The organism is Streptomyces sp. NPDC096324, from assembly GCF_044763015.1.
GTDB lineage: Bacteria > Actinomycetota > Actinomycetes > Streptomycetales > Streptomycetaceae > Streptomyces.
Genome location: NZ_JBIWFK010000012.1, coordinates 129564 through 154156, shown reverse-complemented (window position 1 = coordinate 154156; position 24593 = coordinate 129564). Strand labels below are relative to the sequence as shown.

Here is a 24593-nt window from a genome sequence, read left to right as displayed (position 1 = left end):
GAACCCAAACGATAGAGTCGGCGCGGAGCCATCACAAGGGCCTGAGGAATCGATTGCCGACAGGTCCGAGAACCTGTCAGGGAAGGGAGCGCGAGGTGCGCGCACTCGTCATCCAGCACGACCACGTGACGGAGCCGGGGCTGGTCGGCGCCCGGCTGGAGGAGCGTGGGTACGACCTCACGGTCGTGACGGTCGTCCCCGAGCACCGCCACCACACGCCGGACGTCGCGTTCGACTTCCCCGACGCCGACGACTGGGACGTGATCGTGTCGCTCGGCGCCCCGTGGTCGGTCTACGACCGGACGGCTGTCGGCTCCTGGATCGACGGCGAACTCGCGCTCCTGCGCAAGGCGTACCATTTCGGTGTCCCGGTGCTCGGCGTCTGTTTCGGCGCCCAGGCGCTGACCACCGCGCTCGGTGGCCATGTGGAGGCGTCGCCGCGTCCGGAGATCGGCTGGGTCGAGGTCGCCACGGACGATCCGTCCCTGGTGGTGCCGGGCCCTTGGTTCCAGTGGCACTTCGACCGCTGCGTCCTGCCGCCGGGTGCCGAGGTGGTGGCCCGTAACGAGGTGTGCGTCCAGGCCTTCAGGACGGAACACGGTCTGGGTGTGCAGTTCCATCCGGAGATCACCACCGCGATGGTGCGCGGCTGGATCGAGGCCGGCGGCGCGGAGCAGTGCGTACGCCACGGCGTGGACCCCGGCGAACTGCTGGCGCGCAGCCGGGCCATGGAACCCCTGGCCCGGACGAACGCCCGCCGGCTGGTGGACGGCTTCCTCGGCCGGCTGGTGGACCGGGCCGGGTGACCGAGCGGACCCGCCGACCGGTGTACGGCGGAACCGGGCCGGGTCACCGGGCCTGCCGACCGGCGTACGGCGGAACCGGGCCGGGTGACCGGCCCGGTCCGTGTCAGCCTCGGGTGGCACCCGCCTTGTCACGGGTGAGCCGTGCCGCCGCGAGGCCCAGGAGGAGGACGACCGGGACGGTCAGCTCCAGCACGAGAGCGGTACTGCCCTCACCCCCGATGAGCGTGGTGAAGTTCTGGACGATCAGCCAGATCGCCCCGGCCACCCCGAGGGCCCCCAGGGACGGGGCGATCAGGGTGTTCCACGGCCGGGTGTCCAGGCGCTCGCGGCGGAAGAAGGCCACTACGGAGACCGAGGTCAGCAGGTACAGCGCCATGATGCCGAGGACGGCGACGCCGCTGCCCCACGAGAACAGGGTGAGCACGGGGTCCTTGCCGGCCAGCGCGAACGGGATCACCAGCAGGACCGCGACGCCCGTCTGGACCCAGCCGGCCACGCTCGGGGAGTGGCGGCGGTTGATCGACGACAGCCTGCCGGGCAGCAGTCCGTCGCGGCTGAGCGAGAACAGGTAGCGGTTGGCGGAGTTGTGGAAGGCGAGGATGCCGGCGAAGAGCGAGGTGGCCAGCAGGACGGGCAGGACGTCGTTGACCCAGGTGCCGAGCAGGTCGGCGATGGGCGCGAACACGAAGCTCGTCGAGTCGCCGCTCTCCAGGGCCTTGCCCGCGGCCGCGGATACCTTCGAGGGGCCATAGGAGGAGACCAGCATCCAGGAGGCGAAGCCGAAGAAGCCGGTGACGAAGGCGACGGCCGCGTAGGTGGCCCGCGGGACCGTCTTGCGGGGTTCGCGCGCCTCCTCGCCGTAGATCGCGGTGGCCTCGAAGCCGATCATCGACGCCACGGCGAACATGAGCGCCACGCCCGGGGCACCGTCGAAGGCCGCGCTCGGCGAGAAGGACTCCGTGAAGGCCAGTCCCTCGGGGCCGCCGCCCTTGAAGAAGGTGACCAGCGCGAAGACGCTCAGGATGCTGAACTCCGCCAGGACGAAGACCGCCAGAACCTTCGCGCCCATCTCGATGCCCGCGCTGCCGAGCACCTGGACGATCACCATCGTGACCAGCGCGCACGCCCACCAGGGCACGTCCAGGCCGGTGTAGTGCGCGAGCAGTCCGTTGACGGTAGCGCCGTACAGGCCGTACATGGCGGCCTGGATCGCGCAGTACGCGAAGAGCGCGACGCCCGCGCTGCCGGTGCCGACGGTCCGGCCGAGGCCCTTGCCGATGTACGTGTAGAACGCGCCGGCGTCGACGACGTGCCGGCCCATCGCCACGAAGCCGACGGAGAAGAGCAGGGTGATCAGACCCGCCACCACGTAGGCGGCGGGCGCCCCCGCGCCGTTGCCGACGCCGACGGCGATCGGGACGGCTCCCGCGACACCGGTCAACGGCGCCTGTGCGGAGAGGACGAAGAAGAGGATGCCCAGAACGCCGAGCGAGTTGGGCTTGAGCTTGCCTGCTGTGGGGGCGTCGGCCGCGGTCTGGTTCTCGACCGCTGTCTGACTGTCCACTCGGATCACCTGCCAGGGAGGAAGAGGGATTCGTTTCAGGCCAAACGAGTTGCCTCATACTGGGCTGGAACTATCCGTTTGACAAGGGGCTGCGCCCGGTTTCCCCGCACGGAACGCGACAGGCCCCGGACGACAGGCGTCCAGGGCCTTCAAACGCGGTGGGCGGAGCCTCAGTCGCGGCTCTCGGCGTCGGTGTTTCGCCGCTCTTCCAGCAGCCGGAGCAGCGACCGCAGCTCCTCGATGGCGGCGTCGGTGATCTCGGGGCCGCCGAAGACGAGTTGGTGCAGCACCAGGCCGTCGAGGGCGGCGAAGACGAGCCGGGTGAGTGGCTGCCCGGCACCGTCGGGAAACATGCGGGACAGCTCGCGTCCGGTGGCGTCGAAGTACTCGTCGTACAGCGCCCGCAGGTGCGGAAGGAGTTCGGGACGGCGCCGGGCCTCCAGGAGCAGCTCGTACTGGAAGGACTGTATGTCCGGGTCGGCGGTGACCATCTCGGACACCCCCACCGAGAAGTCGTCGATCCTTCCGGTGCCGGGCTCCAGGGCGCTGGTGTTCAGGGAGGTGCGGATCGCGTGCGCGACCGCCTCCTCGATGAGCGCGTCGCGGGAACCGAAGTGGTGCACGACCAGTCCGTGCGTGGTGCCCGCCTCCTCCGCCACGGCCCGGTAGGTGAGCCGGCGGAGCCCGCCCCTGGCCACGACGCGCACGGCGGCGTTGAGCAGGGCTTCGCGGCCCTCCCCGTAGTTCATGCGCCGACGCGGCTTGCGGGGCTCAGGCGTCTCGGCGGATTCGGTCATGGCTGCGACCCTACCCGCCTGGTCCCGGGGCTCGGCACAGGCCCGAGCGGGGCCGTGGACCGGTCCGGGAACCCGTCGAAGAACCCGCTCCGGCCCGTGTCGGCGTGGTCGCGCCAAGGGCTGGGGCTGGGACTGGGACTGGGACTGGGACTGGGACTGGGACTGGGACTGGGACTGGGGCTGGGGCTGGCGCGCCGTACCGGGCGTCCTTCTCCGTGACACCCGGTACGGCGCGGTCGCGTCGCCCGCATCAGCGCCGGGGCGGGCGGATGCCGCGGAACTCCCAGTCCCCGCCGAGCGCGGTGGACAGGACCTCTTCGGACTCGGTGGGCTGGGCGCCGACGTCGCCGCGGATCGGGGTCGGGCCGGTCACGATGTGGTTGGTGAGGCGGCCCAGGCCCTCGACCTCGACCTCGACGACGTCACCGGGCTGTACGGGGCGGGAGTTGGCCGGGGTGCCCGACAGCAGGACGTCGCCGGGGTACAGCGTGATGGTGCGGGCGATGTCGGCGACGAGGTAATGCATGTCCCACTGCATCTCGTCGGTCGAACCGTCCTGCACCACCTCGCCGTTGACGAACGTGCGCAGGCTCTTGCCGCGGAAGTCCCAGTCGGTGACCAGGCCGGGGCCGAGCGGGCAGAGGGTGTCGGAGCCCTTGACGCGGAGCATGGAGCCCGCGTCGGTGTCCCTGAAGTCGTGCAGGCCGTAGTCGTTGGCGACGGTGTAGCCCGCGATGTACTCGCCCGCCTCGGCCGGGGAGATGTTGCGTGCCGTCCGGCCGATGACGATGGCGACCTCGCCCTCGTAGTTGAGCCACTTGCAGCCCTCGGGGCGGACGATGGCGCCCTTGTGGGAGTTGAGGGAGGAGGTGGGCTTGTGGAAGTACGTCGGGGTGTCGGGCAGGGTGATCCCGAACTCGTCGACGCGGCTGCGGTGGTTGAGGTGGACGGCGATGACCTTGGAGGGCACGACCGGGGGCAGGTGGTGCGCCTCCTCGGTCTTGACGCGGCGGCCGTCTCCGGCGACGAGTTCGTCCCCGTCGACGGTGACCTGGACGGCGGCGCCGTCGAGGAGGATGCGGCGGTATTCGGGCATGGCGGCTTCCTAGGAACGTCGGTGCGGGTTGTGGGGTGCGGCGGCCGCGGGGGTTCCCGCGCCGGTCCAGCCGCCGGCCGGGCGGTCGAACCAGAGGTGGACCTGGCCGGTGCCGATGGAGTTCTCGTACTCCCCGTACTGGCGGGCCTTGGCGGCGCAGGCCTGTTCGCCGAGGGCGCCGGCCATCATCAGGTAGTGGAAGAACCTGGCCTCGGGCTTGTACTTCCAGAACTCGTCCATGGTGGCGAGGACCTTGTCGTGGCGGCCCTCCTTGAACCAGGCGATGCGCTCCAGGTCGGCCTCGCGCGCCTCGGGGGTGAAGATGTGCGCCGGGTCGCTGGACTCGTGGTCGCGCAGTTCGCGCAGCGGCCAGAAGGTGTGCGAGAGGGCGCCCGAGGCGATGATCAGCACGCGGCGGCCGGGGGTGGCGGCGATGCCGTCGGCGAGGGCGCGGCCGAGCCGGAGGTGGTCCTCCATGTCGCCGGTCTGGCACACACCGATGGTCACCCACCGCTTGTCGGGCAGTCCCTCGCCGAGGAACTTCCAGAGGTTGATGGTGGCGTAGTAGACGGGCAGGTACGCGTCGTCGATCGCGGTGATCCATGTGCCGTGCTTGTCCGCGAACTTCGCGATGTTGTGGGCGAGTTCGGGATCTCCGGGGTAGTCGTACGGCATCCGGCTCATGCCGCGCGGCAGTTCCTCGGAGGTGAACAGGCCGGCCCTGCGGTGCTGGGCGGTGGCGACGAACTCGACGGTGGTGGCCCAGTGCGAGTCGAGGACCACGACGGTGTCGTAGTCGTCGCGTTCGAAGACCTCCTTGCGCAGCTCCTCCAGGCCCGTGACGAGGGTGATCTCCTTGCCCTCGTTCAGCTCCAGCCGGGTCTCCTCCGGGAGCACGATGGTGGGGACGTGGGCGAGCAGCCCCGCCCCGACGATCTCACCCATGGTCGTTCCATCCCTTCGGCGCGGTCACGGTGTTCTTCAGGTCGCAGTAGAAGTCGAAGCTCCAGGTGCCGCCCTCCCGGCCGACGCCGGAGTGCCGGGAGCCGCCGAAGGGTGCCTGGAGGTCGCGTACGAAGAAGCAGTTGACCCAGACGGTCCCGGCGACGAGCTGTCGCGTGACGCGTTCGGCGCGGTCCCGGTCGCCGGTGGCGAGGGTGGCGGCGAGCCCGAAGCGGGTGTCGTTGGCGAGGCGGACCGCCTCGTCCTCGGTGGTGAAGGTCTGGAGGGTCAGGACGGGGCCGAAGACCTCTTCCTGGACGATCTCGGAGTCCTGGGCGACGTCGGTGAGGAGGGTCGGCGCGTAGTACTGCCCGTCGCCCCGGTGGCCGCCGATGACCGCGCGGGCGCCCGCGTCGAGGGCGCGCCGCACGAATCCGTCGATCTTCTCGAGCTGGCGCTCGTGGATGTTCGGGCCGATGTCGGTGGCCTCGTCGCGCGGGTCGCCCTGGACGATCGTCGCGGCCTTCTCGGCGAAGCGGCGGGTGAACTCCTCGGCGACGGACACCTCGACCAGGATGCGGGTGGCGGCGAGACAGACCTGGCCCGCGTTGTCGTACTGCTCCACGGCGAGGTCGACGGCGAGGTCGAGGTCGGCGTCCGCGAAGACCAGCAGCGGTGACTTGCCGCCGAGTTCGAGGCTGAGCGGGGTGAGGTTCGTGGCCGCCGACGCCGTGATCCGCTGGGCGGTCGGCACGGAGCCGGTGAAGCTGATGCGGCGCACGTCGGGGTGCGAGGTGAGGGCGTCGCCGATCTCGGAGCCGTACCCCTGGACGATGTTGAGGACGCCGGCGGGCAGTCCGGCCTCGGCGGCGATGTCCGCGAGCAGGGACGCGGTGAGCGGGGTCCATTCGGCGGGCTTGAGGACGACCGTGTTGCCGGCGGCGAGGGCCGGGGCGACCTTCCAGGTCGACAGCATCAGCGGGGCGTTCCAGGGGGTGATGAGCACGGAGGGGCCCGCCGGGTCCCAGCTCACGTGGTTGGTGTGGCCGCGGGTCTCGAAGTCCTCGTGGTCCAGGGGCAGGAGCCAGTCGGCGAAGAAGCGGAAGTTGTGGGCGACGCGCGGCATCACGCCCCGGCGGTGCGAGCGCAGGAGGGCGCCGTTGTCGGTGGTCTCGACGATCGCCAGGTCCTCGATCCGCTTCTCCACGCCGTCGGCGACGGCGTGGAGGATGCGGGCGCGTTCGGCGCGGGGGGTGGCGGCCCAGGCGGGGAAGGCGGCCTTCGCGGCGGCCACGGCCGCCGCGGCCTCCCGCTCGGTGCCGCGGGAGATCTCACCGAGGACGCTTCCGTCGATCGGTGAGACGTCGGTGAACGTCTCGGCGGAGGCGACGCGTTCGCCGCCGATCCAGTGCCGGGTGTCGACGGCGACCCCGGCCACCGTGAGGGTGTGCTCGGTCATGTCCGGACTCCAAGTCCTGTGGTGGGTACGGTGGTCGGGGTCACTCGGCGCCGGAGGTGCCGGACTCCAGAAGGCGTCCGCCGTCCCAGACGACGCCGACCTGCCGGTAGTAGGCGGCGATCGGCTCGCGGATCTCCAGTCGGGCCAGCTCCTCGGTGGGCGCCTCGAACAGCTCCAGTTCGGCGTCGCCGACCCAGGCCTGTCCGCCCTCGAAGGAGGCCGCGCCCGTCTCGATCAGTTCGTCGAGCGCGAGGCCCTTGCCCTTCTCGATGGAGGGCAGCCAGCGGTGGTGGGCCATGGGGTGGCTGTTGACGAAACCGTTGGTCTCGGACGGCTCCCGCAGGGTGACGACGGTCTGGGCCAGGCGCCGGTCGGCGGCGGCGAGGGTGGCGCCGAAGCGGGCGCCGGCCTCGATGCGCGGGGCCGGGCCGTAGGGGTGCGGGCGGGTCTGGTGGATCGACCCGAGCTTCTTCGGGTAGCCCTGGTGCAGTCCGCGGGCGATGGCGAAGTCCTTGTCGACCCAGATGTACACGCAGCGGCTGTAGGTCTGGCCCCGGTACGCGCAGCGGACGACCGCGAAGGCCTCCTTGTACTGGGCGAGGACCGGGTCGAGCAGTTCGTCGCCGGAGCCGGAGCAGGACTGCCAGTCGGCCCAGATCAGCGCGACCGCGCCCGGGTCCTCTTCGGCCAACTCCAGAGGCTCGGGGAGCAGTTCACGCACACGCGCGGGGTCCGTGCGGTACTCGACGGTGAGCAGGTCGCCCGAGTAGCGCCACGGCGGGGACGGGACGAGCGACGAGGTGCCGCCGGCCGTCTTGGGGTGGAAGAAGCCACGGACAGGGGACATGACGGGGATTCCTTACGCTTCGTTACGCGGTGAGGGCGGGCTGCTTCAGCAGGTGGGCGCGGTAGCGGGCCGCGCGCAGCGCGGCGGCCTGGCCGCCGAGGGCCACCACGCCGACCAGCAGGTCGCCGGTGTGGTAGCCGACGACGACGTCGCCGTCCGGGTCGCCTTCGAGGATCCGCACGTCGTCCTTGCCGAGCAGGGGCGAGCCGAAGGACTGGAGCCGGAACTCGTGCTGGTCGCTCCAGAAGGTCGGAAGCGGCGCGAAGGGAGCCAACTCGGCTTCCCTGCCGTCGAGATGGGCGGCGAGGACCTTCGCGGCGTGCTTCGCGGTGTCGGTCGGGATGGACCAGTGCTCGACCCGGCGGGGCAGGCCGTCGTAGCGGGCGTTGGGGAAACGGGCGATGTCGCCGACCGCGACGACCTCGGGGCGTCCGCCGACCCGCAGGTGCTCGTCGGTGAGGACGCCGTCGGTCAGGTCGAGGCCGTTGCCGTCCAGCCACTCGGTGTTGGCGACCGAGCCGACCGACTCCACGACCACGTCGGCCGGGAGGACCGTTCCGTCGCCGAGGACGACTCCGGTGACGCGTTCGCCGCCCTCGAATCCGGCGACTCCCGTGCCGAGCGCGAAGCGCACTCCGCGCTCCTCGTGCCGCTCGAGCAGCGCGCGGCCCAGCAGTTCGCCGAGCGGTCCCACCATGGGCAGCGGCAGCGGGTCGACGACCGTGACCTCCGCCGCGCCGAGTCCTACGGCGGTGGCGGCGACCTCGCAGCCGATGAATCCGGCACCGACGACGACCACCCGCGCTCCGGGCCGGATCAGGGCGTCGCGCAGGATCTGGGCGTCGGCGAGGGTGCGGACGGTGTGGCGTCCGACGAGCGGGCCGGGGCACCGGAGCCGGCGGGGGCGCATGCCGGTGGCGACGACCAGTCCGTCGTACGGAATCAGCTCGCCGTCGGCGAGTTCGACGACGCGCTCGTCCAGGCGGGCCGCGGCGATCCGCGTCCCGAGCCGCCATGCGACGTCGGCGGCGGCCGCCTTCGGGGTGAAGGCGAGGGACTCGAACGACGCCTTGCCCGCGAGGACTTCCTTGGAGAGCGGGGGCCGGTTGTACGGCATGTGCGGCTCGTCGCCGACGACCGTGACGGCGCCGGTCCAGCCCGCCGCGCGCAGTTGTTCGGCGGCGCGCAGACCGCCCATCGAGGCGCCGGCGACGACGACGTGTCCCGTCATCGGGATCAGCCCTCGATCCGGATGGCCTGGAGCGGGCACACGTCGGCTGCTTCCTCGACCTCGTCGCGCAGCGCCTCGTCCACGTCGGAGACGTAGGCGAGGTGGCCGTCGTCGTCCATCGAGAAGACGTCGGGGGCGGCGAAGACGCACTGGCCGTGGTCCTGGCACTTGATCATGTCGACGACGACCTTCATGGCCGGTCCTCCTGTGGATACGGGCGTCGGAGCAGGGAGGGAAGGGGGAAGAGAGGGGCCCGACCGATGCCGGACCGGGCCCCTCGGCCAAGGGGATGCGGGACCTCGCGGAACCGCATCCCCGACTCGTTTGGCTTCAAACAACATAGGAAGCCGTTCGCCCCTGGTCAATACCTGTCCAGGTGGATAAATTCTTACCGCCGACCCCTTGCGGGACCAGAACCCGACTCATACCGTTCGGATTCAAACGACCGACTCGGGGTTCGACTCACTCCCCCGCACCCCGGCTCCCGTTTCTCTGCACACCACGCGTCCCCGGCCTCAGTCCACGGGGACACCCCACCCTTCCGCCAAGGAGACAACGGTGAGCGCATCCGACACCCCAGACATCCGCCGGCACATGGAGCGGCTCGCCGCCGAGGGCGTCGACGTGGTCCGGGTCGTCTATCCCGACCTGATCGGCACCGACCGCGCCCGTGACGTCCTGCTCGACCACCTGCCGTCGGCCTGCGAGCACGGACTGGCCTTCTGCCGCGCCGTCTACCACACGACGCCGCAGGGCGACGTGGTCCCCGTCGCGGGCGGCCTGGACGCCGGCCTGCCCGACGTGTCCGTCCGCCCCGACCTGTCCACCGCGGCCGTACTGCCCTGGGAACCCGGCGTCGCGACCTGTCTCGGCGAGGTCACCGACCCGGCGACCTCGGCCCCCGCGCCCGAATCACCGCGTGACCTGCTGCGGACCGTCCTGGCCCGGTGCGCCGAGCACGGGCTGCGCCCGGTCGTCGGCCCCGAGCTGGAGTACTTCCTGCTGGAGGCCGCGCCCGGCACGCCCACCGGCTGGCGCCGCTCCCCGGAGGCCACCGGCGCCGTCTACACCGCCGGTCTGCGCGCGGACCCGGGCAACCATCTGCTGCGCACCCTGCGCCGGCTGCGCGACCTGGGCATCGGCGTCATCACGGGCAACCACGAGTTCGACGGCGGCCAGTACGAGATCAACCTGACCCACTCGGAAGCCCTGGACGCGGCCGACCGCGCCTTCCGCTTCAAGGCCGCCGTCAAGGAGCTCGCCCGCCAGGAGGGCAACCTCGCCACCTTCATGGCCAAGCCCTTCGGCGACGCCGGCGGCTCCGGTTTCCACCTCCACCTGTCCTGCGAGGACACCGGGGGCCGCAACGTCTTCGACGACCCGTCGGGCGCCCACGGTCTCTCGGCGACGGCCCGCCACGCCATCGCGGGCATCCTCGCCCACGCCCCCGCGCTCGCCGCCCTCGCCAACCCCACCGTGAACTCGTACAAGCGCTTCGGACCCGACACCCTCGCGCCCTGGCTGATCGACTGGGGGCTCGACAACCGCAGCGCCATGGTCCGCATCCCGCCCGAGCGCGGCTCGGGCGCCCGCCTCGAACTGCGGCTCGGCGACGCCAGCGCCAACCCCTACCTGCTGATCGCAGGAACCATCGCCGCCGCCCTGCTCGGCGTCCGGGCCGGCGAGGAACCCGAGGCCCCCCTGGAGGGCTACGGCTACGACACCGCGCGCTCCGCCCTGCTGCCCACGAGCCTGGCCGCGGCGCTGGACGCCCTGGAGGCGGACACCGCCCTCACCGACATCCTCGGCAAGGACTTCGTCTCGTCCTTCCTGACCTACAAGCGGGACGAGGTCGAGCGCTTCGGGCGGCACGTCACCGACTGGGAGTTCACCGAGTACGCCTACCACCTCTGACCCTTCGAAGCCCGGCCCAGGAGAACCACCATGACCAGCCCCACCGTTCCCGCCACGCCCACCACCCAGGCCGAACTGCGCGCCGCCCTCGCCGAGCCCCTGCCGCTCGAAGAGGTGGACCTCGCGAACCTCGACAACTTCGCCGACGGCATCAAGCCGTGGCGCATGTTCCACACCCTGCGCCACGAGGACCCGGTGCACTGGCAGCCCGAGGAGGCCCCCAACTCCGGCTTCTGGGCGGTCACCCGGCACGCGGACATCGCCACCGTGGACCGCGACGCGGAGACCTTCACCTCCTCGAAGTTCGTCAACCTGGAAGAGCTCGACGACGACCAGATCAAGAAGCGGGCGTCCATCCTGGAGCTCGACGGTGTCCGCCACCGCGCGATGCGCAGCGTCATCCAGCGCCAGTTCGGCGCGAGCGTCATCAACAGCTACGGCGACTTCCTGCGCGGCCTGACCGCGCAGACCCTGGACGCGGCCCTGGCCAAGGGCTCCTTCGACTTCGTCGCCGACGTCTCCGCCGACTTCCCCATCAACGTCCTCGCCCGCCTCCTCGACGTGCCGCCGGAGGACAACCAGCGGCTCATCGACTGGGGCAACCGGATCATCGGCAACACCGACCCCGACTACGCGGACGTGCTGCTGCACAGCGCGGAGAGCGACAAGTACCGCGATCTGCCGTTCCGTTCGCCCGCCTCCCTCGAAGTCTTCGAGTACGGGCGCGAACTGGCCCGGCAGCGCCGCGGCGGCAACGGCACGGACCTGGTCTCCAAGCTGGTCAACACCGTTCCGCGCGACGGGATCCCGCTGACCGAGCAGGACTTCGACAACTACTTCCTGCTCCTGGTCGTCGCGGGCAACGAGACCACCCGCCACACCATCTCGCACTCGATGCTGGCGCTCCTCCAGCACCCCGAGCAGCTCGCCCGACTCAAGGACGACCCGTCCCTGATCCCGGGCGCCGTCGAGGAGTTCCTGCGCTGGGCCTCTCCCGTCTACCACTTCCGCCGCACCGCCACCCGCGACGTCGAACTCGGCGGCAAGCGGGTCAAGGAGGGTGACAAGGTGGTCATGTGGTTCGCCTCCGGCAACCGTGACGAGGAGGTCTTCGGCAACCCGTACGACTTCGACGTCACGCGGACCAACAACGACCACATCACCTTCGGCAAGGGCAGCCCTCACCTGTGCCTGGGCAACCTGCTCGCCCGCACCGAGATCCGCATCATGTTCGAGGAACTGATCCCGAGGATCGCCGACATCAGGCTGGCCGGCGACGCGCCCCGCGTCCTGTCCAACTTCGTCAACGGCATCAAGAAGCTCCCGGTGGAGGTCACGCTCGCCTGACGACGCCGTCCGCGGACGGCGCTCCGCGCCATGCGTGGCGCACGGGACGCGGCTGTCCCCCCGCCCCACCGGACGGGGGGATTGCCGTGTCCTCAGTGGTCCGTCTCCAGGTGGAGTCTGAGCAGGTCCACTCCGTAGTCGTTGCCGTTGGGCGTGCGGACGATGGTGTGGATGTGCTGCTGGGTCGGGGTGCCCTGGGGGCCGCCCGGCCCGCCGGGTCCCCCGCTCGCGGACGCGGAGGCCGAGGCGGACTCGGAGACAGAGGCGGAGGGGGAGGCCGAGGTGTCGCCGTCGCCCTCGTGGTAGCCGAGCGGGGACTCGGCGTCGTACTCGATCAGTACGACGGGGCTGTGGACTCGGTAGTAGAACGCCGAGTCGTCGTCGTACGCGCCGATCCAGTAGAAGTACGTGTCGTCGAGGTGCTTCTCGATCTCGCGCAGCCGCACCCGGGCGTGCCCTTCGTCCTGATAGCCGACGTACACCCCGGCCAGGTCGAGCAGCAGGCGCCGCTGCCCGCGGTTCAGGGTCGAGCCCTTGACCCCGGCGTACGGGACGACCGCGTTGTCCTGGCCGGCGCCCGCGAGGAGGTCGGTGCCGGACTTCTCGTCCGTGGACAGCGCCTGGGCGAGCTGGGTGCCGTTCAGGGAGCGGAGGAGTTCGAGGCCCGCGACGGTCTCCTCCCGGAACAGGTGGTAGTCCTTTCCCTCGTACGTGATCTTCGTCGGCTCGGATCCCATGAACGTCGGGGTCATCACGACCTGGTCGCCCAGGACGAAGTAGTTGATGACGAGGTGGTGGCCCTCGAACTGGAAGCCCCAGGCCTCGGTCGCCGAAGGGGTGCCCATGACGGTGAACCAGTAGGCGTCCTCGTTGAGCGCCTTCGAGGTGTCCCCCTCGTACTCGCCGAGGAACTGGTTGAGCTTGCGGATGTTGTCGGCCTGCCGGAGCCCGCGGGCCGACAGGGACGCCCTGAGGAGCCTGATGCCGAGCGCGTACTGCCTCTCGGTCAGGTCGCGCAGGGCGACCCCGTCGCGGTCGTTGGAGTCGACGTTGGTCCAGTCGAGCCATTGGTCGGAGTCGATGTCGAAGAGGGTGGCCGCCTTCTGATCGTCCGTGAGCGCGTCGACGAAGGCCCGGGCCGCGCGGACGACCGGGACGGTGGAGACGCCGGTGGAGTGGACGGCGTACAGGTCACCGACGACCGTGCCGTCCGTGGTGACGCCGACGAAGTCGTCGTACGCGATCGTCTGACCGAAGCCGCCACCGGGCGGCGGGCCCGACGGGGACGCGCTCGCCGTGGCGTCCGCGGCGCCCGTCTCCTCGGCGCCGGCCGAGGTGGCGGCCCAGCCGCCCATGGCCGCGACGGCGGAGACGCCGCCCGCGAGCAGGGCCTTGTTCATGAACCAGCGGCGGGAACGATGGGCCGCCCGAGTACGCGGCTTGTGTCCGTGATTTTCGTTGACCATGCCCCCAACGATTTCGTCAACACTTCAGTGGGCCTTAGCAGCGACCTGTGCATGACATAGGAATCGGAGGCGGTCCTGTGCGGCGGCGCGCAGTCAGGCCGAGCGGTCCTGGACGCTCCGGGGGAAGACCGTCTCCCGCGCGAGGAAGGCGAGTTGGGCGCGCTTCTCGGGGAGCTGGACGTCGGGAAGGTCGACCTCGGGCAGCACGACCACCGGGCCCGGTGTGAATCCCTGGCGGTGGAAGCGGGCGATGGCCCTCTCGTTGCGCACGTCGGGGTCGACCACGACGCGGTCGCGGTCCAGGCCCAGCAGGACGTACGAGGCCGCCGCGCGCAGCAGTGCCGTGGTCCAGCCGGGACGCCCGCCGCCGGGTCCGGCCGGCGCGATCAGCAGGTGGACGCCGATGTCGCCGGGTTCGACCGGGTAGCACTCGCCGACCCGGTCGGCCGACGGTTCGTACGTCTGGAGGAGCGCGACCGGCTCGCCGTCCTTCACGAGGAGGTGGGCGTGATGGGTGTCGAGCGTTCCCATGTGGGCGTATATCGCGGTCACCTGATCTCTCGTCAGGCTTCTCATGCCCCAGAAGGCGGCCCGGTCCGCGTTCACCCAGCCATGGACCACGGGACCGTCGAGCCCCGCGTCCACGGGCAGGACGCGGACGGTGCCGTAGCCGTCGACGGCCTGCTCGTACAGGGCCGCTCGCGTGGCGTATGCGTCGGACATCGGTCTCCCTCGTTCAGCCGGTCACGGGCGTGCCCGGCGCTTTCCTGTGACCACCCTGTGCGCGTCACGCGGCCATATTAGGTTAGGCTCACCTAACTGATTGACCGGGTGAAGTCGTACCGAAGGGTGAGGAAGCGATGGGGCAGGCGCAGGGGCGGGGTTGGGAAGGCGCGGTTCTCAAACTGCTGCGTGCGAAGGACTACGTGTTCACCGTGACGCGATCGGAGGATGTCACCGCTGGGTACCGCCGGGTTCGCTTCACCGACGGGGGCATGCTGGCGGTGACCGGCGTCCACCCGACCATGTGGGTGCGGCTGTGGTTCGACAACGCGGGCAAGCCCCACCAGCGGGCGTACACCCTGGTCGACCCGGATCCGGTGGCCGGCACCTTCAGTCTGGAGTTCGCCCTGCACGAGGGGTGCGCGAGCGACTGGGCGAAGGCGGCGAAGCCGGGGGACACCATCGAGGCGACGGTGCAGGGCACGGGCTTCGAGCACCCCGAACCCGCGCCCTCGCATGTCGTCGCCGTGGCCGACCCGGCCTCGCTGCCCGCCCTGAACTCCCTGCTCTCGGCGCTCGGCCCGGTTCCCGCGACGATCTGGTTCGAGGGCAGTCTGGAGGGTCTGCCGTACCGGGCCGCCGAGCACCACGACGTACGGCAGGTGGAGCGCCGGGACGCCGGACGTCATCTGGTCGACGAGGTGAAGGCGGCCCTGCCCGAGGTGCTGAAGGACAGCCCGCAGCCGTATGTGTGGATCGCGTGCGACACCGCGACCACGCGCGCGCTGTCGGCACACGTCCGCAAGGAGTTGTCCGTGCCCAAGCAGCGGGTCAACGCCCTCGGGTACTGGCGGGCGGGCTGAGCACGCACGCCTGACCGTGCGCAGCGGGTACGGCGGGGCCGCCCGTTCCGCCGCCCCGCCGCCCCGCCGCCGCCCTGCCGCCCCGCGCCCGGTACCGCCCGTTCGGCGGCGCTGAACGCGGGGCGCGCCAGGAATCCATCCACCATGCAGTCCCCCACGCACTTCCCCACGCGGGCCGTCACCGCCGAAGAACCGCCATCCGGACACGCCGGAACCGCGCCACCCGCCGCCGCTAGGCCCGAGGTGCATCCCGGCGACGGTCTGGAGGCCCGCCTGGCCGCGGTCAAAGACGAGATGGACGCCCGTCTCGCACTGGCGGCCGTCGCCTACGAGGTGAACACGGCGCACATCGCGACGCCGCCGGTCGACTGGTCGCGCATCGGAGCTCCACCGGCTCCGGTCACACCGGTCCCCGCCGCTCCCCCGGTCCCGGCTCCCGGTGCCACTCCCATCGCGGCCCTCCTGCACCGCGCGTCACTGCGGCTGCGGACGGACGGCTGGTGCGCGGGAGCGCTGGTCGACGAGGAGGGCCACGTGTGCGCGCAGGGCGCGATCCGCAGGGAGTCCGGCGGTGACCGCCATGCCGAGACGGAGGCCATGGGCGTGCTGCTGGAGGCGATCCGCAGACGGTTCGGACCGCACGTGGAGTCCGTACCCTCCTTCAACGACGCCTGGGGCAACGGCCGCGAGCCGACCCGCATGCTGGAACAGGCCGCGATCCTCGCCGACGCCCGCGGCATCTGAAGGACGGGCCGCCCGGCCGTCGGCGCCGCGATCGCCGTCAGCCAGGGCCGAGGACGGTACGCGTCACCGACACCCGCCGACCTCTCGGTGGCCCCGGGCCCGAAGCCTGACCAGGGCCGGAGGCAGCGGTCTCAGCGGAAGGCCGCGATGTGGCGCCGGGCCCAGTCGGCGAACGAGCGGGGTGCGCGGCCGAGGACCCGTTCGACGTCGGGGCTCACGCGCCGTTCGGCCGGGGTGGGTTCACCGAGGATCGCCAGCGTCGTCTCGACCACGGGCTCGGGCATGAAGCGCAGCATCTGCGCGCGGGCCTCGCCGCGGGTCTGCTCGACGAACCGGACGGGTTCGCCGAGTGCGTCGGCGATCGCCTCGGCCCGCTCGCGAGGCGTGCTGAGCGCGGGCCCGGTCAGCTCGTAGATCCTTCCGGCGTGGCCGTCCTCGCGCAGGACCGCGGCGGCGACCTCGGCGATGTCGTCCGGGTCGACCGTGGGCAGGCCGGTGTCGGCGAACGGCGCGGCGACGGTCCGCTCGGCACGGACCGACTCGGCCCAGGCGTACGCGTTGGAGTCGAAGCCCCCGGGACGCAGGATCGTCCACGCCATGCCCGATTCCCGGACTGCGTCCTCGATGGAGCGTGCCATGTCCCCGTGCGAGGCCGAGTCCGGCCGGGTCGCGACTCCCTGGGAGGACAGCAGGACGACTCGCCCGACGCCGCCGGCCTTGGCGACGTCGAGGATGTCCCGCGGGCTCAGCAGGTGCGCGCCGGCGCCACCGTTCTGCAGGAACAGCGCCTCGGCTCCGTCGAACACGGGCCGAAGGCTCTCGGGATCGGCGAGGTCGGCCCGCGTGTGTCCGACGCCCCGCGGCACATCCGCGTCCGAGATCCCCCGCGATGTCGCGGTCACCCGTACGCCACTCGTCGCGAGGATCCGGACGAGCGACCCGCCCACGTTGCCGGTTGCCCCCGTCACTACAAGCATGAACAACTCCCCAGTCGATGCGGCATGGTTGTCCCACCCGGGAGGCTGGGACCGTCGCGGAGAACCTTGCTCTCCGGGCGACACGGGGACGCTAACACCGCCGATATAGTAGGTACCTAGAGGAAAGTGACTATCCCGAGGGGTGCGCATGGCCGGCACGACCGACCGGGCGGCGGCTGCCGACGTCGACCCTCAACTCGCCTGTCCCACCAGCGCGGTCGTCGACATCGTGTTCAGCCGGTGGACCACACCGATCCTGTGGACGCTCAACACCCATGGCCGACAGCGTTTCGTCGAGCTGGAACGACGGATCGGTACGATCACCCCGAAGGTACTGACCCAGCGGCTGCGGCAGTTGGAGCGCGACGGCATGGTCGTCCGTACGTACCACCCGGAAGTCCCCCCTCGGGTCGAGTACGACATCACCGAACTGGGCCGCAGCCTGGCCCCGCTCTTCGCCCACCTCGCCGGATGGGCCGCCGCCAATCTGGACAGGGTCGAACAGGCCCGGCAGGACTACGACACCGATCCGCCCCGGTAGCCCGCGCCGCGCTCGCGCCCGCGCCTTACGCGGGTTCCCCCTGAGCGGGCGGGTCCGTGGCCGTGGCCCAGAGTTCGTTGAACGTCCTCACCTCGCCGTCGACGCGACGGCCGTCCGCGTCGAGGCGCGTCTTCACGTTGCCCTCCTGTCGGTCCGGATCGAACTCCAGGCACAGCTCGCTGTCGAAGATGACGACGTCGCGAGCCGCCGCCGCCCTGCGGTTCCGCCGCCCCGGCGAGCCGTTGGAGGAGAGGACCCGGTAGCGTACGTCGATGCTGAAGCCACGCTGCTCCTCGCAGAGTTTGAGGAACCGTGTCATGAAGTCGGGGTCGTTCCTCTCCGACTCCTTGATCATGAAGAGCCGTCGGATGGTCACGTCCCGGACCCGCATCGCCTCGATCTGGGCGTCGAGATACGGTTTCGCCGAGTCCGTGTCCCAGAAGGGCTGATCGACCGAGCTGCTGGTGGCGTCGATCGTGCGGCGCGCGCATTCGGTGAGCCTGATGAGCCATTCGGTGTTGTCCCGGGGCCACTGAGCGGTCATGCCGGTCAGATCGGTGACGACGAAGGCGAGGCTCTCCGTCTCGGCCCTGGCGAACGCCTTCACGATCTCCGGACCCTGCTGCCCGACCCGGCTCAGGCTCTTGATCAGACGCGTGGCGTCACCGGCGCTCATCCCCGCCTGGTCCAGCTCGCGCAGCAGGCCGGCGGCCTCACTGAGCTGCATGAAGTGTTCCTGGTGCTCCCGGCCGCGCTCCCGCTGGCCCGTCTCCATGTCCGCCAGCCGCTGCTCGAAGTCGACCATGTACTGGATGATGAGGGCGGATCCGCCGATGACGACGGACACCGCGATCTTCCACAGTTCGTCCCCGGACTGGTGCACCAGGTTGGTGAGCACGTACGCGATCGTGCTCACGACGATGGTGACCAGTGTCTTGAGCACGATCGGCGCGATACGCATGCCGCCCGTCGGCCCCGGTGTCCCCGGTGTCCCCGGTGTCCCCGATGCTCCGGCCATTCCTGTCACTCCCCCGCCCAGGTGTCTCCAGGATGGTGCCCGATCAGCGCGGAGTCGGCACCTCTTGAGGCAACTGGATCGCGTGGAGCGCGAGTTGATCCCGGATGCGCCGTGTCAGCGCGCTCCACTGTCTGCTGTATCCCGGTGTCTCCTCCAGGTGGTTCCATGTGCCGTGCAGGACGGGATCGAGGCGGGCGCGGGGCATCCACAGGTGCAGAAGGTGGTCGACGAGCGGGCGCACGACCTTCACGGTGCCGCGGACGTCGCCGGACCCGGCCCTCAGTCCGTCGAGTCTGTCCGCGACGGTCGTGAGGAGCCAGTCGTGCAGAGCCAGGTCCTCACAGAGCACGGCGGCGGCGGTGAGCGGCGTCCCGTGCGGAAGGCGCAGTCGCAGGGTCCGCAGGCCGTCTTCGGCCAGCGTGAACAGGGAGGACGGTTCCTCACCGGCGTCGGCGTGCGTCGATGTCCAACGCAGCCTGGTGTCAGTGGAGTTGAGGGGAGCGTCATGGTCGAGGACGGGGTGCCGGGTGATCCTCGCCAGCATGCCCTCGGCGATCGACCCGACGTCCAGAAACCCTGGCCGGGACCCAGCGAGAAAGCCCTCGGCGACCGGTTTCCCGACGAGCCGTCCGACGGTGACCAGGGAGCCGGGCCGCGCGAGGTAGTAGCCCCAGGCCTGTCGCCTGTCGGTCCCGGTGGCGGGGATCGAGAAGGAGGCCGTGGACTGCAGGACCCGGCCCTCGGTGAGCACCGCTCGCGTGGTCACCGTACCCACTCCGCGCACGCGGGCACCGGTGGAGGTGGGCAGTCCGCAGTCCACGCCGGTGAGGAGGTCCGGGGAGATCACGAGGCGGTTCGGGCGCCGGGACGCCCTGACCCGTTCGTCGGCCCGCAGGTCCAGCACGCGCAGGGCGGCCCGCTCGTCCAACGCCTCGCGGGTGGGGAGCAGACAGGTGCGTACCTCACCGCAGGCGAGGACGGGGGGAGCGAGCGCCGCGTGGCCGCTTTTCACCTGCTCGGTGCCGCCCGTCACAGGCCCGGTGGAAAGACGTAGGACGTACGGTCGGCGATGTCGGCGGGCACGGTGAAGCCCTCACGCTCCGAGCGCGACATCGCCTGGTCCAGTACGGCGGCCTCCAGGTGAACCTGTCCGAGGACGACGCGAACGGCGTGTTCCACGGCGAGGAACCGGGTGGGGAGCACACTGCAGGTGGAGTACGCCGTGAAGGGCTCGGCCCGCGGGTTCAACCGCACGACGGGCGGAAGGTCGTCCCATTCCGTGGGGAACTCGCGGTCGTCCCAGGGGGTCGGGGTGAGAACGGCGCGGCCGTTGTCGCGCAGGAGTCCCAGCCTGACCAACTGCCAGACGGAGGCGAGAAAGGCACAGGACCAGGTCCGCTCCTCCCCCGAGCCGCTCCACAACTCGACGTCCATGAAGACGGAGTGGCCGCGTGCGGTGGTCTCGCTCGGGGGCTGCCAGGTCGTTCCCGCGGAGTCCAGGGCCGCGGAGGTCCGCTGGGCCGGGGCGCGGCGGCCGTTGCTGATCCAGCCGGTGCGGCTGACCGGCGGCCGGAACCCGTTGCCGCCGGGCGGCGGGGACTCCACCAGTCGGTGCAGAACGGACTCGGCGAGGTGCAACTCCGAGCGGTCCACGCCGGGTGCGACCGCGCAGCCGGACTCGCGGGCGAGGTAGTCGATGGTCAGACCCGCGTCGGCGGCGGCGCCCAGGAGCGGGGGGATCAGCCGGTCGGGGGTGGACAGCCGCGAGAAGTAGTCGTCGATCAGGAAGCACGTGCTGACACGCGCCCTCCCGTTCGCGAGCCGGGCCTCGGTGCCGGCCCGGACGGCGTCCGCCCACGGCCGTGCCGTCGCGAAGTGCCGGCGCAGCCGGGTGGTCCCTTCGGCGAAGTCCTCCATGTACAAGTGCCCGAGTTCCAGGGAGACATGGGAGAACGGTACGGACGCCGTGGGCGGTTCGGCGCTGGTCTCCCGGAAGGACGCGATGGGCTGGTTCACAGCTCCCCCCAGTGGCTGTCGTCGTACAGCCGACGGGTCAGACCGTCCAGTGAGTCCAGGGTCCCGTGGTCGGCGATCCTGCGGTCGAACACGTCCTCGTCGGTGATGAGGCGTTCCTGCCATTGGAGTACGGGTTCCAGCGGAATCGACGCGAGCACCCGGCTCTCGCCGATACCGAGGACGGCGGCGAGCTGTTCGAGCCTCTGGTCGCACTGCCGCAGCCAGGCGTACTGGGCGGGTGTCACCTGGGCCCACAGCGGTGAGTCCAGGTCGGCCACCGCGGCCCGTACGAAGCGGATGGAGCCGTCGAGCTCCTCGGGCCGGTGCCCCAGCAGCTCGCCGGCCCGCAGGATTCCGCGCTCGCCGAAGGTGAGTTCGGCCGCCGCCCTGACGTGCTGGTGGGTCCAGCGGTGGAACACGAGCCAGCGGCGCTTCAGCCTGTCGAGCCCGCCGCGGGGAGCGGTGGCCGCGAGGACCAGGTCCATCGCGTAGCTGCGCCCCGCGCTCAGGTCGACGACGATCATGTCGAACTCCCGCTTGAGACGCAGGACGAGGTCGACGCAGCGGTGGAGTTGATCGTCGCCGGTGACGAACTCCCCTCCGGAGCGGTCGCCGGGGAACAGGACGAGCCTGCCGGAGCCGCTGGGCCGGTCGCGCAGGTCGGAGTGTTCCGTGCGGGTCCAGACATCGACGCGGTGGGGTGTGCCGATCGCGCCCCGGAGATAGGAGTGCAGCCCGGTCTCGCGGACGTCCAGGTCGCCCACGGGCAGGTCGAACACGGCGGTGGCGGTCGGCGAGCCGAAGTCGAAGTCCAGGAAGCAGACGTCGTCCCCGGCCAGGGCGCTGCGGTAGGCGAGGTTGGCGCTGGTGACGGAGCGGCCGGTGCCTCCCTTGTCCGAGGCGGCGAAGACGAGCACGGTCACCCCTCCCCGTCCGTGGCACGCGCCAGGGTGTCCAGCCGCGCGAGGACGCCGAGCGTCAGCGCGAGCGAGGTTCCGGGCAGGTCCTCGATCAGCTCCCGGGCACGGCGGAGATCCGCTTCGACACCCTTGATCCACTCCCCCTGCGGGGTTCCGCCGAGCGGTGCCGGGTGGTTCTTCTGTTCCCGCCCCAGCAGATGGGCGGCCTCGCTGATCGCCTCTCTCGCCGCCGCGGTGAGTTCGTCACTGCGGATCGGAGAACGGTCGTAGAGGCCGTGGGCGGCGACCATGCATTCGGTGACCCGCTCGGTGACGCTCCAGGACGGGGTGGTCGCCGGAGCGGGCGCCTCGGGGTGGACGGCCCGCACGTCGTCCCAGAGTCCGACGCCCTCGCCCTCGGTGATACGGCGCCGCCACACATGGTCGAGGACACTCTCGGCCAGTCGCAGCAGCCGGTCCTGGGAGCCGATGTCGTTGGCCAGGGAGCACAGTTGGACGGACCGCTTGAGCAACTGGGTGGAGAAGTCGTTCATCACCCAGGTCATGGCCGGGCCCCGTTCGTCACTGCCCAGCAAGGGCATGGCGATCCCCGGACGGTGCAGCGCGACGGCCGGGTCGTCGCGGAGGGCGCGGCCGGTGATCCTGCCGCGCTCGGCGAGGCGTTCCATGACGGCGACGATCCGGCTGAGGTCGTGAACGGTGGTTCTCCGGCGCATCAGGTCGTGGACCAGGATGGAGACGACGGTGAGGGAGAAGTACTCCGACTCGACGGGGCCGCGCGTGGTGCGCCAGGGGATCTCCTCCAGGAGCCAGACCTCGTCGTCGAAGCGCGCGATGCCCGACCAGTACTGCTGCGTGATCTCGAAGCGCAGTCTCAGGGCCGAGGCGAGGTGCTGCTGTTCGGCGTCGAGCAGACCGAGGGTGAGGGTGCGCTCCGACAGGAGGTCGATGATCCCGTCGAGGGCGACGACGGTGAAGTGGAGGTACGGAACGGGGCGCGCGACGCCGTCCGGCTGCCGGCGGCCGCCCTGATCGGAGTCCGTGGAGACCACCGGGGCGTCCTTGACCACGCCCCATGCCCAGCCGCACTCGAACAGGCGGTTCTCGTTGCGCAGTTCGTCGCAGACGTCGGTGTCGAGGCCCAGCGCGAGACTGTCGGTGATCAGGGCGCGCAGCGGCTTGAACCGGTGCTGGAATCGCTGCACGACCTGCCGGTCGGACAGCCGGCCCCGGCCGAGCAGGCGCGCGAGCGCACGGCCCTGATCGGACGAGATGTCGACGACGTCGACGGTGAAGGAGCGCAGCAGGCCCACCATCGCGGCGGTCAGCCGGTCGCTGGTGTCCTGCCGCAGTTCCTCGATGCGGGCGACGGCGGACGCGCGGGTCGTCGTGTTCCGGTAGACCTTGAGGAATCCCAGGGTGGCCAGGCACAGGCTAACGGACATGGAGTAGGAGTCGACCACGTCGAACTCCCTTTGTTTAGCTGAGAGTTCGAGCTCAGGGTCGACGGAGCCGAAGGAATGGCCGCCGCCGAAGGTGGGGGCTTCACCGTCGTGGTGCCGCTTCATGAACTCTCCCACGATCTCGATGAGCCGCACGGGAATGTCCGTGGAATCCCCCACCTCACGCAGGGCTTTGCGCACATCCCGCTCGGTGGTGTTCGGATCGTCCAGGCGAAACGCCGGGAGCTCCGTCGCGGGGTACAGGAGGCAGAGCAGCCGTTCCGCGTCCGCGACACTGCTGAGGCCACCCGATTCGCCCCAGGACCACACTCCTTGCTCGAAGGAATGACGAGCCAATGCCTGCCACATGTCCAGCAACTGCTGGCGTGGTTTGATCTGCATTCCGCGCTCCCCCATGGCGGCCGTCCGCTCACCGGAATCCGCACGCGAGGATCATGGACGTGTAGCCGGGTCGCACCTCCCCCGGGCTGCCGATCCGGTGCGTCCGCACATGCTTGGTCAGGCGTTCGATACTGGCGGTGATCTCGGCCTGCTTCATCTCGCAGGCGGGAAACCAGGTGTCCCCCACCCGATACCCTTCGGAGTTCTCCATGAAGGCGGCCGCGAAGGGCGCTCCCGGAACAAGGGAATCCAGAAAATGCTCGACGGCGCGGTGGAATTCGTCGGGCGAGGTGGAGATGGACTCGGCGACGAAGAACATCGTGCCGATCTGCCACCTCTCGCGCCGCTCGGCGGGCTCCAGGACGTCGCCCTGCTCGACCCGTGCCACCTCGCTCAGCCGCTGCCAGGGGCCGCCGGGCATCGAGGCGTACGCGTCGTCCTGGCAGAGCTTGCGCCAGAAGTCGTCCCAACTGCCGTCGTGCCGGGCGATCTGCCGCCGAAGGTAGCGGAGATTGGGCCGCGCCTTGTCCAGCAGGGTGATCTCGTCGCACCAGGGGAGCATCGACAGGGCCGGATAGAGATTGGCGCCGGCTCCCACGTCGATTCCCCGCACCGGCCGCGCGGGAGCACTACGGAAGTGATCGCTGAAGTGAGCGCGTACGATCGACATGATCGCCTCGTCCACGGAAAGCACCGTGCGGTAGTTGTTCTGGACGTATTGAGCGGGGTCGAAGTCGTCCCAGGGCGTGTCCGCGTTCAACTGCGCCTGTTTTCCCGGTGATCCCAAGGGCATGCCCCACGGTATCAATGCTCCCGATCCCCGACTTCCCCTCCTTCTGAATCCTCTGCCGATGAAGGAGGCACGAGGGGCGCACGGTCGCATACGGCTCCCGACACTTGGGCCGAAGACTTGAACCGTGCGAGTGGCGGCGCGATTCTGGTCCGATGCCAGCACTTCACTCTTCGGTCGTTCGGGTCGGCAAGGCCGGCGATCAAGACTTGTCCGAACTGATTGATCTGGATCACCAAGCCTTTCCTGCCGACCCGTTCCCCTTTTCGCTCATGCGCCAGTTCATGGACATGTACCCGGACCATCTGCTCGTCGCGGAGGGCGACGACGGCCGCATCTGCGGATACGCGCTGGCCACACCACCGAACAAGGGACAGAGCTGGATCGTCAGTCTGGCGGTCGATCGCGTCGTACGAGGCAAAGGAGTGGGGCGGCAGTTGATGCGGGAGACCCTCAAGTCCCTGCGCGCCGCGGGGACGGGGACCGTCCTGCTCTGGGTCGAGCCGGCCAACGACCACGCCATAGCTCTCTACCTGTCCCTGGGCTTCGTCCCCGACCCCGCGGGCCCCCTGCCCGACCACTTCGGCCCCGGCGCCCATCGCCTCCTCATGTCGCTGGCCATGGGCGGTTGAACGGGGGCACAGGCCGCCGTGGCGTCGACGGGCGTCGGCCGCCGGCGCCCCGGAAG

The 24593-nt window shown here is 70.6% G+C and carries 24 protein-coding genes; 7 read left to right on the top strand and 17 right to left on the bottom strand.

The features are described 5' to 3' along the window. The first annotated feature begins 95 nt into the window (after positions 1-95). Complete coding sequence (locus tag ACIQ7M_RS30500; RefSeq protein ID WP_403650468.1) at positions 96-806, top strand: type 1 glutamine amidotransferase; 711 nt, start codon at positions 96-98, stop codon at positions 804-806. 103 nt (positions 807-909) lie between these two features. Here the strand turns inward: ACIQ7M_RS30500 and ACIQ7M_RS30495 are convergent, their stop codons facing one another. The 8 genes from ACIQ7M_RS30495 to ACIQ7M_RS30460 all read right to left on the bottom strand — a co-directional run bounded on the left by ACIQ7M_RS30495 (position 910) and on the right by ACIQ7M_RS30460 (position 8936). Further along, positions 910-2370, bottom strand: a complete 1461-nt coding sequence (locus ACIQ7M_RS30495) for an APC family permease (RefSeq protein WP_403650466.1) — start codon at positions 2368-2370, stop codon at positions 910-912. Between the two features lie 170 nt (positions 2371-2540). Then, positions 2541-3167, bottom strand: a complete 627-nt coding sequence (locus ACIQ7M_RS30490) for a TetR/AcrR family transcriptional regulator (protein WP_403650464.1) — start codon at positions 3165-3167, stop codon at positions 2541-2543. 250 nt (positions 3168-3417) lie between these two features. Beyond that, a complete protein-coding gene (locus tag ACIQ7M_RS30485) occupies positions 3418-4263 on the bottom strand; it encodes a fumarylacetoacetate hydrolase family protein (RefSeq protein WP_403650462.1) in 846 nt (281 codons plus the stop codon). 9 nt (positions 4264-4272) lie between these two features. Beyond that, entirely contained in the window at positions 4273-5208 is a 936-nt protein-coding gene (locus ACIQ7M_RS30480) for a 3,4-dihydroxyphenylacetate 2,3-dioxygenase (protein WP_386977172.1), read from the bottom strand. Next, on the bottom strand, positions 5201-6664 hold the full coding sequence (locus tag ACIQ7M_RS30475; RefSeq protein ID WP_403650460.1) for an aldehyde dehydrogenase: 1464 nt from the start codon (positions 6662-6664) through the stop codon (positions 5201-5203). The genes ACIQ7M_RS30480 and ACIQ7M_RS30475 overlap by 8 nt, the downstream gene beginning before the upstream one ends. A gap of 40 nt (positions 6665-6704) precedes the next feature. Then, entirely contained in the window at positions 6705-7511 is an 807-nt protein-coding gene (locus tag ACIQ7M_RS30470; protein WP_403650458.1) for an acetoacetate decarboxylase family protein, read from the bottom strand. A gap of 22 nt (positions 7512-7533) precedes the next feature. After that, positions 7534-8742 (bottom strand): NAD(P)/FAD-dependent oxidoreductase, encoded by a 1209-nt coding sequence (locus ACIQ7M_RS30465; RefSeq protein WP_403650456.1) that lies wholly within the window; start codon positions 8740-8742, stop codon positions 7534-7536. 5 nt (positions 8743-8747) lie between these two features. Further along, complete coding sequence (locus ACIQ7M_RS30460; RefSeq protein ID WP_326783586.1) at positions 8748-8936, bottom strand: ferredoxin; 189 nt, start codon at positions 8934-8936, stop codon at positions 8748-8750. Positions 8937-9300: 364 nt separating this feature from the next. Here ACIQ7M_RS30460 and ACIQ7M_RS30455 point away from each other — a divergent pair, with 364 nt between their 5' ends. Continuing rightward, positions 9301-10656, top strand: a complete 1356-nt coding sequence (locus ACIQ7M_RS30455) for a glutamine synthetase family protein (RefSeq protein WP_403650453.1) — start codon at positions 9301-9303, stop codon at positions 10654-10656. Positions 10657-10686: 30 nt separating this feature from the next. Next, positions 10687-12003: a cytochrome P450 gene (locus ACIQ7M_RS30450; protein ID WP_386977157.1), complete on the top strand. Its 1317-nt coding sequence runs from the start codon at positions 10687-10689 to the stop codon at positions 12001-12003. Positions 12004-12095: 92 nt separating this feature from the next. Here ACIQ7M_RS30450 and ACIQ7M_RS30445 read toward each other — a convergent pair whose 3' ends face one another. Further along, the gene (locus ACIQ7M_RS30445) at positions 12096-13469 is read right to left on the bottom strand and encodes a DUF3500 domain-containing protein (RefSeq protein ID WP_403650451.1); all 1374 of its coding nucleotides are present in this window, start codon (positions 13467-13469) and stop codon (positions 12096-12098) included. Positions 13470-13562: 93 nt separating this feature from the next. Then, positions 13563-14192 (bottom strand): GNAT family N-acetyltransferase, encoded by a 630-nt coding sequence (locus ACIQ7M_RS30440; RefSeq protein ID WP_403650449.1) that lies wholly within the window; start codon positions 14190-14192, stop codon positions 13563-13565. A 137-nt stretch (positions 14193-14329) separates the two neighbouring features. Between ACIQ7M_RS30440 and ACIQ7M_RS30435 the strand changes: the two genes are divergently transcribed. Both ACIQ7M_RS30435 and ACIQ7M_RS30430 read left to right on the top strand, forming a co-directional pair. Then, on the top strand, positions 14330-15055 hold the full coding sequence (locus ACIQ7M_RS30435) for a siderophore-interacting protein (protein WP_386977148.1): 726 nt from the start codon (positions 14330-14332) through the stop codon (positions 15053-15055). 144 nt (positions 15056-15199) lie between these two features. Beyond that, positions 15200-15799 (top strand): hypothetical protein, encoded by a 600-nt coding sequence (locus ACIQ7M_RS30430; RefSeq protein ID WP_403650447.1) that lies wholly within the window; start codon positions 15200-15202, stop codon positions 15797-15799. A gap of 131 nt (positions 15800-15930) precedes the next feature. Here ACIQ7M_RS30430 and ACIQ7M_RS30425 read toward each other — a convergent pair whose 3' ends face one another. Further along, the gene (locus ACIQ7M_RS30425) at positions 15931-16776 is read right to left on the bottom strand and encodes an NAD(P)H-binding protein (RefSeq protein ID WP_403650445.1); all 846 of its coding nucleotides are present in this window, start codon (positions 16774-16776) and stop codon (positions 15931-15933) included. Positions 16777-16924: 148 nt separating this feature from the next. On the opposite strand from ACIQ7M_RS30425, the gene ACIQ7M_RS30420 reads away from it, so the two are divergent. Beyond that, positions 16925-17317, top strand: coding sequence for a winged helix-turn-helix transcriptional regulator (locus tag ACIQ7M_RS30420; protein WP_403650443.1), 393 nt, complete (start codon positions 16925-16927; stop codon positions 17315-17317). Positions 17318-17342: 25 nt separating this feature from the next. Here ACIQ7M_RS30420 and ACIQ7M_RS30415 read toward each other — a convergent pair whose 3' ends face one another. The 6 genes from ACIQ7M_RS30415 to ACIQ7M_RS30390 are packed head-to-tail and all read right to left on the bottom strand — an operon-like array spanning position 17343 to position 23908. Continuing rightward, positions 17343-18335 (bottom strand): hypothetical protein, encoded by a 993-nt coding sequence (locus ACIQ7M_RS30415; protein WP_403650441.1) that lies wholly within the window; start codon positions 18333-18335, stop codon positions 17343-17345. Positions 18336-18378: 43 nt separating this feature from the next. After that, positions 18379-19368 (bottom strand): SCO2521 family protein, encoded by a 990-nt coding sequence (locus ACIQ7M_RS30410; RefSeq protein ID WP_403650439.1) that lies wholly within the window; start codon positions 19366-19368, stop codon positions 18379-18381. Beyond that, a complete protein-coding gene (locus ACIQ7M_RS30405) occupies positions 19365-20351 on the bottom strand; it encodes an SCO2522 family protein (RefSeq protein ID WP_403650437.1) in 987 nt (328 codons plus the stop codon). Before ACIQ7M_RS30405 ends, ACIQ7M_RS30410 begins: the two co-directional genes overlap by 4 nt. Continuing rightward, positions 20348-21268, bottom strand: a complete 921-nt coding sequence (locus tag ACIQ7M_RS30400) for an SCO2523 family variant P-loop protein (RefSeq protein ID WP_403650677.1) — start codon at positions 21266-21268, stop codon at positions 20348-20350. The genes ACIQ7M_RS30405 and ACIQ7M_RS30400 overlap by 4 nt, the downstream gene beginning before the upstream one ends. A 2-nt stretch (positions 21269-21270) precedes the next feature. After that, the gene (locus ACIQ7M_RS30395; RefSeq protein WP_403650435.1) at positions 21271-23115 is read right to left on the bottom strand and encodes an SCO2524 family protein; all 1845 of its coding nucleotides are present in this window, start codon (positions 23113-23115) and stop codon (positions 21271-21273) included. A 28-nt stretch (positions 23116-23143) separates the two neighbouring features. Then, positions 23144-23908: an SCO2525 family SAM-dependent methyltransferase gene (locus tag ACIQ7M_RS30390; RefSeq protein ID WP_386977124.1), complete on the bottom strand. Its 765-nt coding sequence runs from the start codon at positions 23906-23908 to the stop codon at positions 23144-23146. 206 nt (positions 23909-24114) lie between these two features. Here ACIQ7M_RS30390 and ACIQ7M_RS30385 point away from each other — a divergent pair, with 206 nt between their 5' ends. Beyond that, the gene (locus tag ACIQ7M_RS30385; RefSeq protein ID WP_386977121.1) at positions 24115-24537 is read left to right on the top strand and encodes a GNAT family N-acetyltransferase; all 423 of its coding nucleotides are present in this window, start codon (positions 24115-24117) and stop codon (positions 24535-24537) included. Positions 24538-24593 lie beyond the last annotated feature (56 nt).